Raw genomic sequence first — 13,831 nt, 5'->3', positions numbered from 1 at the left:
CCGAAACGGATTATGTTTACGCTAAAAGGAAATGAATTTTCAAATCTGATCAACCGGGAATTTGTAAAAGAATTTTCCGTTCATGAAGCGTCCGGGTTTTTAACTGACAGGTTTGATTGCAAAAGCAAAAATTTCAGAGATGAAAACTTTGACATTTTATTTCTGTCGTCAGATTTTCATGAAGATGTAAAAGTGGAGCAATTGCAGGATACCACGCATGTAAGCTTGCATTTCCAGATGAGTGGCAGTTCGGATGCCGACATTTCAGGATTTAAACCTGGAATGAAAATGGGGGCCGGACAGTTTAATCTGATTAATTGTGTGGATCCTGTCAGTACGTTTATTTTTCCAAAACAAAATAACTATCAGTATATCTGTGTGGGTCTGAAACCGGATTTTTTCAATTCAGTACTTCTTGAATGCGGATCGGAATATGATACTATTTTAAAGTTGAGTGAAAATGAAAATTCGTTTTCATTGTACAAAACCAATCGGGCCACTAATTATTTGCAGCTGAATACTTTGCATCACATCCAATCTCCGGATATTGCTGATTCATTAAAAATCCATTATTTGAGATCGAAAGTTAAGGAGCTTATTCTGCTGACATTAAGTGGTTATCAGGTTAAGACATCGTTTGATAAAGTTGTTATTAACAAAATTGACCAGGAGCGCTTATATGGATTAAAAGAATTTCTTTCCACGGACTATCTGACTTCTCTCAGTTTGGAAGGATTATCAAAAAGATTTTTGCTCAATGAATTCAAGCTTAAAGCCGGATTTAAAGAACTGTTTGGGACAACCGTTTTCAAATACATACAAACACTACGACTGGATTTTGCGCATGAGTTACTTTTGAAAAATAGATTGCCAATTGGTGAAGTTGCTGCCATTATTGGTTATGACAGTGATGCTGCTTTTGTCAGGGCTTTTAAGGGGAAATTTGGGTGTAGTCCGGGGAAGGTTAAACGGTATTAATTGGTTTCTAATTTGCCTTTACCAACTCAAAAAAGCATCATACATAGAATTTGTATCTTTGATAAAACGCTAAGTCATGACTATTCAAGAACTCGAAACATACATTTGATATCGAGGAAATGAATGTTGCTAAACAAAGTCCGTTTTATAAACACATTGACTTTAAGGGGTTTTTGGATTAATGTTACCAACTATAAAGAAATAATGAACCTATGAAAAATAAATAAATATTTTAACCGAATCCGAACATAATCAGGTTTTGGAAGAAATACTTGAACTTATGAATATGGGTGAAGGAAATCTTTCAGAAAAAGAAATCCTAAAATTAGGAAGAATGGCTCTGGCAGTTGAGAAATATGAAAGCATTCAACCCTAGATTTCTATTGGATAATGTTCAGGAATTTTCTTTAACAGGAAAACTTAATATTTTAATTGATAAGTTTTTTTTATTTATTAAAAATCACCTTCCCAAAATGCCCATATACCCCACGAAATAACATTTTTAGCCGGTTTCCTTCCTGAATCATTGGCCTAAGATGTAGAAATACCCTAATGAACCAGGCCGTCTTACCGTAAAAATGGATGTTAGATTTAGAAAAGCTGGTAATAGCAATTCTCTTTCCAGTTACAATAGAAGTACCAATATCATTGTACACAAATTCTTTCAAAGCCTTTCTCTCCGCCATCAACTGAAAATTCTCCGCCAGATTTTGTCCTTGCTGCATTGCAACAGATGCCATTTGCGGATAACCGTTTGGAAAATTTTCAGGATTTCTTTGGATGCACATGTCACCGATAGCAAATACATTGTAAGTCCCGATGACCTTGTTATAGTCATCCACAACAAGCCGATCATCCGCATTGTAAGCTTCGGAAATAAATCCGTTATACTTCCTTGACTTTATTCCAGCTGTCCAGATTAAAGTTGTCGTCTCAATTTTTTCACCAGAAGAAAATAAAACGGAGTTATCTGAATAATCTTCCACAAAATGGTCAATCAAAATATTGACACCTAATTCTTTCAAATTGTTATAAGCGTTTTGCTGCGATTTCAAATCCATTGCTGGCAAAAGGGAGTCTTCTTTTTCAATTAAATAAATCTCCGGTTTGAGATTTGGGAATTTTTGTTTTGCACGAACATCGTCCAGTATTTCTGCCAGCATCACAGATGCTTCCACGCCTCCGGATCCACCGCCCGCTACAACAATTTTTAGATTTCTGTTTGAAACATCAGCAGTCGCAAATTGTTTTATCAAATGGTTTTTCAAGGCAAGAGCATCTTCCTCTGTTTTTAAGCTAAATGCTTTTTCGGCAATATTTTGATGATCAGAAAACCGGGTTACGGAACCGGTGGCCAATATCAGATATTCGTATTCCAGAATGCCGTTGCTAAGGATAAGTTTGTTTTCAGAAGGCATTACTTCCACTAACTCACCTAAATGAAATTTTAGATTTTCCTTTCCCGAAAACAATTTCAGGAAAGGAAAACTTATATCATCAGGTTTTAAAACTCCTTTGGTTAGCTGATAAAGAAACGGCGTAAAAAAATGATGATCGTTCTTATCTACGAGCGTTACCTGAAATTTGATATTGTGGGCCAGTGACAGCGCGAGATTTATGCCGGCAAATCCACCACCTACTATAATTACTTTCATTTCAATTTGCTGCTAATTATCTTCACGCCAGTTGGTTTAATCAATTGCTTCGGACCAAAAGATAACGTTCTATTTGTCCAACTGTTTGAAGTTTATCATAATCTTCGTCCGGAATTGCGATATGAAACTGATCTTCCATTTGCAAAACCAGATCAATGGTATCAAGACTGTCAAATCCCAAATCCTTCATCAAATGTGATTCTACTGAAATAGAAGAAACCGGTAAACCTGTGCTTTTGCTTAATAATTCAAGAAGTTGCTCTTTCATTTTTGTCATATTTTGATGTTATTGGGCAGCAGTAGCCACAGAGGATTCTTGTTCAGAATTCGACTTAGAACGAAAAGAAGCCCACTTTTCACCTACCCTGTCGGCCAGATAATACATCATCGGAACCAGATAGATTGTCAGAACCATGGAACTGCTCAAACCACCGATCAAAACCCAGGCCAGAGAATTCTTCCACTCTGCGCCCGCGCCAGACGCGGTCGCAATCGGAATCATACCGATCACCATCGCGATCGTTGTCATTAAAATCGGACGCAGCCGTTCTTCGCCCGCATGGAGAATTGCTTGTCGGAATGGCGTACCCATTGCCTTCTGCTGATTGGCAAAATCGACAATCAAAATCGCATTTTTTACTACCAAACCGATTAACATCAACATCCCCAAAAGAGCAAAAATCCCGATATTGGAAGAAGACAAGGCAAGCGCAAGCAAGGCTCCGATAACGGCTACCGGAATTGAAAACAATACCACAAAAGGATAAATAAAACTATCGTAAAGCAAAACCATGATAAAGTAAACCAGCATCAAACCCGCCATCATAGCCAAACCCAACGAGCCAAAACCTTCACTTTGATTTTTTGCATCTCCCCCCCAGGTTACCACCACACCGGCAGGAAGCGGATTTTTTAACAGATCAGCCTGGATATTAGCAACCAAAGTTCCAGAACCAAGTCCCAAAGTATTGGCTGTAACTGTAACAGATGAGCGACGATTTTTTCTTTCCAAAACGGATGGACCGGTACTCAAAGTAACATTGGAAAATTCTTCCAGACGAACCGGACGATTTGCTGACGGACTGAAAAATGTGATGTGTTTTACATCGTCAGGATCTTTCCGGTCGAATGCATCCAGCATAATCCTGATATCATAATCTTCTCCGCCATCACGGTATTTGGAATCATCATTTCCTGCAAAAGCATTTTGCATGGTCGCACCGACGGTCTGAATATTTAAACCAAGCCTGGCCATTTTCTCACGGTCAATATCAACGCGCACTTCCGGATTTCCTGCTTCAACAGAAACGTTTACATCATTTGCACCGGGTGTTTTTTTCAGGCGATTTGAAAGGTCATCGGCGGAAGCTAAAATCTGTTTCAGATCATTTCCGGTTAGAAAAATTTCTATCGGCGCTGAACCTGAATTCACCATACCAACGATAGCTGAATTAAATTCTATGCCGGCAAATTTCTTTTCAAGCTCCTTCCGAACGCTCAGCATATAAGTTTCCGTTGGGACCAGTCCCCCACGTTCCGCCAAAGGTTTTAATTCAACGGTAAGCTCTGTACGATTTGTTTCGCCTTGCCCTGAACTGTTCAAACCTGTACTTGCTCCACCGACATTGGCGAAAATGGTTGTTACATCCGGCTTTTTTCTCAGATAATCTTCAATGTTTCGCGCAGTCAGGTTATTTTGCTGTAACGATGCGCTTTTATCAAGTTTCATGGTTAATAAAAACTTACCCTGATCTCCCTGCGCAACAAATTCCTGTCCGATAATGCCAAGTCCCATCACCCAGCCAGTCATGACGAACAGCGCAATAAGTCCGCCGGTAAAAATCAATTTATGCGACAACACCCATTCCAGACTTCCGTGATACGCTTTTGTAAGGTTTGTCAATTGTCTTTCAAACCAAAGCAAGAACCTTTGAAAAGGATTTTTCGGATCCAGATGCTCAATACGAGCCATGTTTGAAGTCATCCACGGCGTTAAAGTAAAACTCACCAAAAGACTGATCATAGTTGCAAAAGCTACGGTCAGGGAAAACTGGCGCAAAAGATCTGCAATCACAGAATTCACCATCGTGATTGGCACGAAAACGACAACAATTACCAATGTAATAGCAAGTGCTGCAAAGCCGATTTCCGTCACACCGTCAATCGTGGCCTGCCAGCGGTTTTTGCCCATTTCCAAATGTCGTTGAATGTTTTCCAAAACCACAATCGAGTCATCCACCAAAATACCAATTACAAGCGAAAGTGCTAATAAAGTCATCAGGTTCAGGGAATAACCCATCACATACATAAACAAAAATGCTGAAACCAGAGAAGCGGGTACGGAAACCATTACAATAAACGCATTCCTGAAACTATGCAGGAAAAGAAGCATAACGGCTGCTACAAGCACAACAGCCAAAATCAAATCATGTGTTACCGCTTCAACAGATTCCAACGTAAAAATACTACTGTCGTAAGCGATTGCAAAATGTACTTTATCCTTGGCATTTGCCTTTTCAATTTCTGATAATTTCAGCTGTACCAGGCGACTGATTTCCACCGCATTAGCATCCGATTGTTTCTTTATAAAAAGTCCTATCCCGTTTTGTCCGTTATAACGGCTAATACTTTCAGCTTCTCCCAAGCCATCCGTAATATCGGCAACATCACCGACCCGGATCTGACTTCCCTGTTTCGAAGTAGATACTACCAGATTTCTGATATCATCCAGTGAACTGAATTTTCCGGCTAAACGAAGCGTCATATTTTCGGAAGTGCTTTTTACTTTGCCAGTTGGGAAATCCAGGTTCGCCTGATTGATGGCCTGGGTTACCTGCAAAAGCGACAAACCATAGTATCGAAGTTTTTCGTCATTCACATTCACACGGATTTCGCGTTGGTCACCTCCTACCATATTTATTTCCGCAACACCTGCAATTTGCTGAATCACAGGCAAATATTTATCTTCAACCTGTTGGTAGAAAACTTCGTTTGGAAGCGAAGACGTTGCCAAAAGCTGCATAATCGGCTGATCACTCGGTGATATTTTTGACAACGAAGGCGTTTCCGCATCATCCGGTAAATCACTCACCATGTTGTTAATATCACGCTGAGCATCTTCCAGCGCTTTGTCGATATCCGTTCCGGGTTTTAACTGAACAATTACAAGTGACGCACTTTCGTAAGATTTGGAAGTTACGTCATCAATATTATCAAGTCCTGAAATGGCGTCTTCTATTTTTTTGCTTATTTCAGATTCAACTTCTGTCGGTGCTGCACCCGGATAAAGTGTTGTAATCGTGACGATTGGAACTGAGAATTCCGGCAATAATTCGTAACTCAGCAACCGGTAGGAAAATATCCCGCCCAATGATAAAATCGCAAAAAGTACGATAATCATCGACGGGCGTTTGATTATGGATTCAATAAATTTCATAATAAATACTTTTAGGAATGAGGATTATTGAGCACTTATCAAAGTTCCGTTTTGAAGGTTGATCTGGCCGCTTGTTACCACCTGATCGCCCGCTTTCAACCCTTTTGTAATTTCATAAAACTCGTTGGTTGAGAGCCCGATTGAAACGCTTTTCAAAACAGCCTTTCCGTTTTCAACCACATAAAGCTGAGGCTCTTTCGCTGAACCCATAATCGCCTGGCGAGGTACGGCAAGTGACTGGCCTTTGATCTCATTCAAATTCGCAATAGAACCATACATACCTGCTTTCAACGGATTATTGGCCGTATTTGGAACCGTAATTTCTACCGGATAATTATGCGCTTCATCTCCTTCTGCGCTAATCATCGTAACCTTTCCCTGAAATTTAGAGTCCGGATAAACTTCCGTTTGAACTGAAATGGTTTGTCCCATGCGGAACTGGTTAATGGCTTTTTCCGGAACATTCACAACCAGTTTCAAAGAAGCAATATCCGTTATTTCAGCCATGGCTGTTCCAATCGCAACAACCGAACCTTTCTCTACCATTTTGGAAGTAACTATACCCGAAAAAGGTGCTAAAATCGTTGTGTTTGCAATTTGTTTGTTCAATTGTTTGATCTGCGCCTGTGTACTGCGGATACTCAACTTTGTTCTTTCGATATTAACAGCCGGTACCGCGTCACCTTTTACCAGAACTTCAAAACGTCTTAAATCATTTTGATGACCTTCCAGCGTTACCTGCAAAGCTTCAACCTGAAAACGAAGCTGATCATCATCAAGTTTTGCCAAAAGTTGCCCTGCACTAATATGCTGGCCTTCTTCAATCGGAAGTTTAACAATTTCCCCACCGGCTTGCGGACGAATTTCTATTTTTCTGTTGGGTGAAAATGATCCCAAAAATTTGTTCTCCTGCGACATATTCCTAAGTTCCGCAACGGCCGTTCTAACACCCACTTTAAGATTTGGATCCGGCTGATATATTTTCGCTTCGGTATTTTCTTTATTTGTTAAAAGCTTTGCAGCAGTAAGGCCCAGAACAGCAATCACGGCTACAAAAATTAAAAGGCGTTTCATAATTTTATACTATTGAAGGTTGACAGCTATATTTTGATATTATTTTTCAAGTAAAGTCCCTGTTGCTTTTTTCCATTCGAGCTCGGCTTGAAGCAGTTGAACGAGTGAAGTCAGATAGTTACTTTGGGTATCCAAAAGTGTTTGTTCCGACTGAATTACGTCTGAGAGCGAAACCAAACCTTCTTTAAATTGCAACTGAATTTGCGCATAAACGCGGTTTGCAAGAGCCACCTGCTCATTTTTTGAATTGATATTTTGCTGCTCGACGGCAAATTTATTTCGTGCATTGATTTCCTCCATTTGAATGGATTCTTCCAACTGCTTTAATTGAACAGAAAGTTTTTGATTGTCAATCCTGTTTTGATTTCGTTGTGCTTTTCGTGCAAATCCGTCAAAAACATTCCAGTTCATTTGTAATCCTGCCCAGTAACCCGGAACGGATTTAAAAACAGAATTATCTCCGCCTTTTGCAAAATAAGTCAGGTTCCCTACACCATAAGCGCTAACTGTCGGTAAAAAGCCAGATTTAAAATTCTTGTCCTGCAAGATATTCAGGTCTTTTTGTCTTTCCAGTAAAGTCACATCCGTCCGCTTCAAACTACCTTTTTCTGCATTAGACGGAAGCAAAACATCCTTAACCTTAATCTCTATACGAAGCGAATCTGACTGAGGAATTCCGGTATAATATTTCAAAAGATTGACAAGCTGATCGTACGATTGTCTCAACGTTTTCAATTGGGTTTCAGTAGTCATTTTGTTGATCATGATCCGGTCTTTATCTACGCGCTGCGCAAGCTGATTTTGATAAAGCAGATCTGTGACCTTGTACAAACGATCCGTTGAAATCAGGTTACTATCAAGAAAGGCCATTTGCTGAACCACTGTAACCAGATTATAATAGGCGTCGGTTACATTGTAGGCCACATCTTCTTTCGTTTTTGTCGTACTGAGCGCCGTAAGATCGCGATTGAGATCTGCTGCTTTAAGTGCGTATTTGACAGATGGATTATATAATTTCTGGGTTATTTGTGCCGTAGTCGACAAATTATACGGTAAACCAAAAGCGAAAGTACTATATGTACCCTCCGGCCCTCCAAATGCACTTGCAGGCACAACCTGGCCGGGAATTTTGAAATAACGTTTATAATCTCCGGTCACATTAACAGTCGGTAAAAGGTTTGATTTAACCTCATCGATCTTTGCGTTTGTTTTGGCCTCATCCAAAACAGAAGCCTGGATAGCATAATTATTTTTCATGGCAAGGTCGACCAACTGCCCGAGACTGAGCTGCTGTGCCTGGGAACTTCCAGCCGTTAATATTAACAGCAGAAATCCCCTGTAAAATGAAAATTTCATGGTTTACGAAGAATATATATAAAATGAATATTTTAAATGTTTGTTTAACCCTATGCCAAAAAAATTTACTTTGGCAGAAAAATATAGTTGATGATCATATCTTTAATTATATTTTTGTGATCCTCCGCAAATACTGCAAATTGTTCTTCGGTCACTTCAAAAACTTTCATGTGAATATTCTTTCCCATAAAAATAAATTGAATGTACCCGCAAAGCATCGGTAGAATATTTTCCACGCCTATTGGCCTGATATTTCCTTTTACTATTTCATCGGAAAGCTGTTGAGCAAGCTTCGAGTTTTTAACCTGACGTAAAAAATTCAAATCCGGAACAAGGCGTTCTGGCTCTTTGTGAACCTCGTTCATAATAAAAATAACCAGATCCGGCTCTTTTTTAACCATCTCAAAGGTATGATCGACAGACTCAATAATCTTTTCCCTTAAAGGAATATCCTTATTAAAAATGTCAATTGTATCCTGAAAATACAGGTTCAGCAAATCCTTGAAAATTTCAAGAAACAGCTTTTCCTTACTTCTGAAATAATAATTGGTCAGTGCAATATTCATCTCAGCCTCATTCGCAATATCCCTGGAAGTGGTCCCGTCAAAACCCTTCTTCAAAAATACTTTCCTTGCAGCTTCCTTGATTTTCTCCTCGCTGGATTGTCCTATGCACCTCACTTTTATTGTTCCTTTTATTTCGCCTTGTTGTAATTACGATTCAAAGTTGTTAATTAAAAATATCACTTCCAAATAATTTAAACGCATAATTTAAACAAACATTTAAAATATAAATTTAAAACAGAAAAGAATCCGCTTAATCCTATTTCATTTCAATTTTATAAACTTTTAAATAAGGAAAGATATCTAATTGCTGCAATCTTAAAAGATTCGAATGATTCCCTTTTCATTAATGACGAAAGAGATAAAGCTATCCGTCGTACAAAAAATGAGTCGTTTGGATTTTATGCATCTTACGGTCGTGTTTTCTTCACGAATGGCAGATTATCCACCGATTCCAAAAGTTTTGAATCGGCATTGAAAATATTAAAATAAAGAATGAGTAAGTAAAAATATTCACTTCCATTCTTCTTGTTTCAACCCTGATTCCAACCAATTGAAAACAACTTGTGTCGGTTTTAGAAAGACAAATACATGAGAAAATTAGCAATATTATTTTTTGCACTGGGAATATTCTCCTGCAAAAAAGATAAGGAGTCATTCGCTCCGGAAAATTATTTATTTTCAGCAGAAAAAAATGATGAAAAATGGACTGGAACTACCGAAATATCATTGCAGGCACCAGATTCTGACACCTTAACACTACTTTTTAAAGCTAATAATTCAAATGAAGTTTTGTGGGTGAAAATCAAGTTTAATGAAATCGGATCCTATCCATTAAAAGGTAATCAGGCCGGCTATTATTCAACGGTCGGTGGAGATGTTATTTCCAGCAATTATGTTATGGCCAATGGTGATGTAGGACATCTTACCGTTACGAAATATAATCCTGCACAAAAATTAATAGAAGGGACTTTTGACATATCGCTTACCAAGCAATATGCCAATCCTGAAAATAATATCAATATTCTGAAATTTGCTAATGGTTGCTTCAAGTGGAAATTGCTGAAATAGAATCGAAAATCTCCTATTTAACCTTTTCCCACCAAGCGGGAAAAACTTTATCTTCATTCAGATTTACAACCTCTCCTATCACGGGTGTTACAAGTGGCAAGTTTTTCAATTTACTCGCTTTGGTTACACGAATGATAGGCTCATCCCAATCGTGCTGTCCCAGTGCAAATTTTGCCCAATGAACCGGCATCAGCTTTTTAGCTTGTAAATCTTCCGCCGCCTGGGCAACTTCCTCGGGCATCATGTGGATGTATTTCCAGTTATAATTGTATTGACCACATTCCAGGAGTACCAGATCAAACGGGCCAAATTTATCTCCAATCTTTTTAAAATGGGTATCATAACCAGAATCGCCGCCTAGGAATATCTTTTTTGTCGGCGTTTGGAGAACGAAAGAGGCCCACATAGCACGGTTTCTCGATAGTCCTCTTCCAGAAAAATGTCTTCCCGGCGTAATATTTACCACAAAACCATCTCCCAAATTCACTTCTTCATCCCAATCTTTTTCTTTTATTTTTGAAAGATCATATCCCCAGGTCTCAAAATGTTCACCAGTTCCTAATCCGGTAATCACAGTTTTCACTTTGGATTTTAATTTCAAAATGGTTTCATAATCCAAATGATCCCAGTGATCGTGGGAGATAAAAAGATAATCGATTGCCGGAAAATCTTCGACTGAATAAACATCACTTCCGGCAAAACTTGGCGTTGTAAAACTAACCGGAGAAGCAGCACCACTAAAAACAGGATCGACAAGCATCGTCCTGCCATCAATCTGCATGAAATAAGAAGAATGTCCAAACCATACCAAAAGATCTTCGTTTGGATCCAAATGTAGCAGATCCGACTTAACAGAAGGAAGAACGGATTCCGGTTTGATCCTTTTGCTTTTGTCAAAAATAAATTCTTTTAACACTTTAAAATAACTTACACCTTCCGCAAGATCAGGTGTAAAACTTAAATTTTGAAACTGACCATCACGATAATTCGGGGATTTCTGAATTCTTTCCAATCGGGCTCCCGATGGAGTTTTGCCAAATTGGTCTTGTTGTAAAAACAAATATATAGCGCCGGTCAGCACGACCGTTAAAATTAAAATTCCTGCCAGCATTTTTATGATTATTTTTTTCATTTTGGGTTAATTATTCCTTTCAACCTGCCTGTAAGCAAAATCCACTACCCTTTTGCCTCACTTTTAATTTCGACTGATTGATCAATCACCAAAGCTAAATGATTATTTGATAACCGAAAAAGGAAATTACGTATAATAATAAAATTTTAATCTCGTGGACCGGTCTGGTTTTTAATGAAGAGAAATTATCCACAAAAAAAGCTCCCGTTTCCAGGAGCTCTTTTATCAAAAATTTATCAATCGAAGCTTATGCAGCTACCGATTTACGAATAATGTTCAAAGCCGAACCTTCTTTAAACCATTCGATTTGTTGTTGGTTATAAGTATGGTTCACCGGGAATTCTTCGGTTGTGCCATCCGAATGATGAAGAACGATTGTCAACTGAACACCAGGAGCGAATGATTGCAAACCTTTGATATCAATTGTATCGTCTTCCTGAATTTTATCATAATCAGCAGTATTAGCAAAAGTCAATGCCAGCATGCCTTGTTTTTTCAAATTCGTTTCGTGAATACGAGCGAAAGATTTTACAAGAATAGCACGAGCACCTAAGAAACGAGGCTCCATAGCCGCATGCTCACGTGAAGAACCTTCTCCGTAGTTTTCGTCACCTACCACGATTGTACCGATACCGTTCGCTTTGTAATCACGTTGAACCGCTGGAACTTCACCGTAAACGCCAGTCAACTGGTTTTTAACGGTATTTGTTTTTTCGTTGTAAAAGTTAACCGCACCGATCAACATATTGTTAGAAATGTTGTCAAGGTGACCACGGTATTTCAACCATGGACCAGCCATAGAAATATGATCCGTCGTACATTTTCCTTTTGCTTTGATCAGAAGTTTCAATCCATTAAGATCTGTACCTTCCCAAGCCTTAAACGGTTCAAGCAATTGCAGACGATCAGAAGTCGGACTAACCAAAACCTGAACTTTTGTTCCGTCTTCGGCTGGTGCCTGATATCCTGCATCTTCAACAGCAAATCCTTTTGTAGGAAGTTCAAGTCCCGATGGTTCGTCAAGCATTACTGCAACACCTTCAGAATTGATCAGCGTATCTGTAAGCGGGTTGAAAGTCAAACGACCGGCAATGGCCAAAGCAGTAACGATTTCAGGAGAAGCTACGAACGAGTGCGTATTGGGGTTACCATCAGCACGTTTCGAGAAGTTACGGTTGAAAGAAGTAATAATTGAGTTTTTCTCACCTTTTTCAGCACCATGACGTGCCCACTGACCGATACAAGGCCCGCAAGCATTAGCCAAAACTACACCACCGATTTGAGCGAAAGTATCAAGGAAACCGTCACGTTCTACTGTGAAACGAACCTGTTCAGAACCCGGCGTGATTGTATATTCAGATGTTACCACCAGTTTTTTATCAACGGCTTGTTGTGCCAAAGAAGCTGCACGGCTGATATCTTCATAAGAAGAGTTGGTACAAGAACCGATCAAACCAACCGAAAGAACTTCCGGCCATCCGTTTTCTTTCACCGCCTTAGCGAATTTAGAAATAGGCCAGGCCAAATCGGGTGTAAACGGACCGTTTACGTGAGGTTCAAGCGTTGAAAGATCAAGTTCAATTAATTGATCGTAATAAGCAGCAGGATTTGCATAAACTTCATCATCTGCACGAAGGTAACCAGCAATAGCATTTGCAGCATCCGCTACATCAACGCGGTCTGTCGAGCGGAGGTAAGCAGCCATTTTCTCATCATAAGCAAAAATAGAAGTTGTAGCCCCGATTTCAGCACCCATGTTACAAATGGTTCCTTTACCTGTACAAGAAAGACTTTCAGCACCTTCACCGAAATATTCAACGATGCAGCCAGTACCACCTTTTACAGTAAGCTGACCTGCAACCCAAAGAATAACATCTTTTGCAGCAGCCCATCCGCTCAGTTTTCCTGTCAATTTAACACCGATCAGCTTAGGCATTTTAAGCTCCCAGGCCAATCCTGACATTACATCACTCGCATCTGCACCACCAACACCGATTGCAACCATACCCAAACCACCTGCATTTGGTGTGTGTGAGTCAGTACCTATCATCATGCCACCTGGAAACGCATAGTTTTCCAAAACAACCTGGTGAATAATACCTGCGCCTGGTTTCCAGAATCCGATACCATATTTATCAGATACCGAAGCAAGGAAATCATACACTTCTTTATTTTTATCTTTTGCAGTCTGTAAATCCGCAACAGCGCCAACTTCAGCCTGAATAAGGTGATCACAGTGTACAGTAGATGGAACGGCAACTTGTGGCCTTCCGGCCTGCATAAATTGTAAAAGGGCCATCTGTGCAGTAGCATCCTGCATCGCAACGCGGTCAGGAGCAAAATCTACGTAAGATTTACCTCGCTCATAAACCTGAGAAGGTGTACCTTCCCATAAGTGAGAATACAATATTTTTTCTGCTAAAGTCAACGGCCGCCCTTCTATTTTACGAGCAGCTTCCACTCTTTCTTTCATGCGGGTGTAAACACCCTTAATCATATCTAAGTCAAAAGCCATAGTAATTAATTTAATGTCTAAACATTCACACGTATCAAAAACCGAACCACC

Annotated in this window: 10 protein-coding genes; 2 read left to right on the top strand and 8 right to left on the bottom strand. The window is 39.5% G+C overall.

Annotated elements, in window-relative coordinates; translation table 11 throughout:
- Positions 1 to 12: 12 nt before the first annotated feature.
- Positions 13 to 978 carry a helix-turn-helix domain-containing protein gene (locus FDK13_RS27670; protein WP_137343268.1) on the top strand — a complete coding sequence of 322 codons (966 nt, stop codon included), beginning with the start codon at positions 13 to 15 and terminating at the stop codon, positions 976 to 978.
- A 446-nt stretch (positions 979 to 1,424) separates the two neighbouring features.
- On the opposite strand, the gene FDK13_RS27665 is transcribed toward FDK13_RS27670, so the two are convergent.
- From FDK13_RS27665 to FDK13_RS27640, 6 genes are all read right to left on the bottom strand, one after another.
- On the bottom strand, positions 1,425 to 2,633 hold the full coding sequence (locus FDK13_RS27665) for an NAD(P)/FAD-dependent oxidoreductase (RefSeq protein ID WP_137343267.1): 1,209 nt from the start codon (positions 2,631 to 2,633) through the stop codon (positions 1,425 to 1,427).
- Between the two features lie 40 nt (positions 2,634 to 2,673).
- Positions 2,674 to 2,901, bottom strand: coding sequence for an acyl carrier protein (locus tag FDK13_RS27660; protein ID WP_229216236.1), 228 nt, complete (start codon positions 2,899 to 2,901; stop codon positions 2,674 to 2,676).
- Between the two features lie 18 nt (positions 2,902 to 2,919).
- Positions 2,920 to 6,069 carry an efflux RND transporter permease subunit gene (locus FDK13_RS27655; protein ID WP_137343265.1) on the bottom strand — a complete coding sequence of 1,050 codons (3,150 nt, stop codon included), beginning with the start codon at positions 6,067 to 6,069 and terminating at the stop codon, positions 2,920 to 2,922.
- A 24-nt stretch (positions 6,070 to 6,093) separates the two neighbouring features.
- Positions 6,094 to 7,143 (bottom strand): efflux RND transporter periplasmic adaptor subunit, encoded by a 1,050-nt coding sequence (locus FDK13_RS27650; protein ID WP_137343264.1) that lies wholly within the window; start codon positions 7,141 to 7,143, stop codon positions 6,094 to 6,096.
- 39 nt (positions 7,144 to 7,182) lie between these two features.
- Positions 7,183 to 8,499 (bottom strand): TolC family protein, encoded by a 1,317-nt coding sequence (locus FDK13_RS27645; RefSeq protein WP_137343263.1) that lies wholly within the window; start codon positions 8,497 to 8,499, stop codon positions 7,183 to 7,185.
- A 65-nt stretch (positions 8,500 to 8,564) separates the two neighbouring features.
- Complete coding sequence (locus FDK13_RS27640; RefSeq protein ID WP_137343262.1) at positions 8,565 to 9,179, bottom strand: TetR/AcrR family transcriptional regulator; 615 nt, start codon at positions 9,177 to 9,179, stop codon at positions 8,565 to 8,567.
- Between the two features lie 474 nt (positions 9,180 to 9,653).
- On the opposite strand from FDK13_RS27640, the gene FDK13_RS27635 reads away from it, so the two are divergent.
- Positions 9,654 to 10,133, top strand: a complete 480-nt coding sequence (locus FDK13_RS27635) for a DUF6252 domain-containing protein (RefSeq protein ID WP_137343261.1) — start codon at positions 9,654 to 9,656, stop codon at positions 10,131 to 10,133.
- Between the two features lie 13 nt (positions 10,134 to 10,146).
- Here the strand turns inward: FDK13_RS27635 and FDK13_RS27630 are convergent, their stop codons facing one another.
- Together FDK13_RS27630 and FDK13_RS27625 are read right to left on the bottom strand one after the other, a co-directional pair.
- A complete protein-coding gene (locus tag FDK13_RS27630) occupies positions 10,147 to 11,265 on the bottom strand; it encodes an MBL fold metallo-hydrolase (RefSeq protein ID WP_137343260.1) in 1,119 nt (372 codons plus the stop codon).
- Positions 11,266 to 11,512: 247 nt separating this feature from the next.
- Entirely contained in the window at positions 11,513 to 13,780 is a 2,268-nt protein-coding gene (locus tag FDK13_RS27625) for an aconitate hydratase (protein WP_137343259.1), read from the bottom strand.
- Positions 13,781 to 13,831 lie beyond the last annotated feature (51 nt).

The sequence above is a fragment of the Dyadobacter frigoris genome (assembly GCF_005280585.1).
Lineage (GTDB): Bacteria > Bacteroidota > Bacteroidia > Cytophagales > Spirosomataceae > Dyadobacter > Dyadobacter frigoris.
This window is presented reverse-complemented; position numbering and strand designations above follow the sequence as displayed.

Bases quoted from the DNA above. Each gene is read 5' to 3' on its own strand.
- FDK13_RS27670 (WP_137343268.1), top strand. From the start codon at position 13: ATGTTTACGCTAAAAGGAAATGAATTTTCAAATCTGATCAACCGGGAA.
- FDK13_RS27665 (WP_137343267.1), bottom strand. From the start codon at position 2,633: ATGAAAGTAATTATAGTAGGTGGTGGATTTGCCGGCATAAATCTCGCG.
- FDK13_RS27660 (WP_229216236.1), bottom strand. From the start codon at position 2,901: ATGAAAGAGCAACTTCTTGAATTATTAAGCAAAAGCACAGGTTTACCG.
- FDK13_RS27655 (WP_137343265.1), bottom strand. From the start codon at position 6,069: ATGAAATTTATTGAATCCATAATCAAACGCCCGTCGATGATTATCGTA.
- FDK13_RS27650 (WP_137343264.1), bottom strand. From the start codon at position 7,143: ATGAAACGCCTTTTAATTTTTGTAGCCGTGATTGCTGTTCTGGGCCTT.
- FDK13_RS27645 (WP_137343263.1), bottom strand. From the start codon at position 8,499: ATGAAATTTTCATTTTACAGGGGATTTCTGCTGTTAATATTAACGGCT.
- FDK13_RS27635 (WP_137343261.1), top strand. From the start codon at position 9,654: ATGAGAAAATTAGCAATATTATTTTTTGCACTGGGAATATTCTCCTGC.
- FDK13_RS27630 (WP_137343260.1), bottom strand. From the start codon at position 11,265: ATGAAAAAAATAATCATAAAAATGCTGGCAGGAATTTTAATTTTAACG.
- FDK13_RS27625 (WP_137343259.1), bottom strand. From the start codon at position 13,780: ATGGCTTTTGACTTAGATATGATTAAGGGTGTTTACACCCGCATGAAA.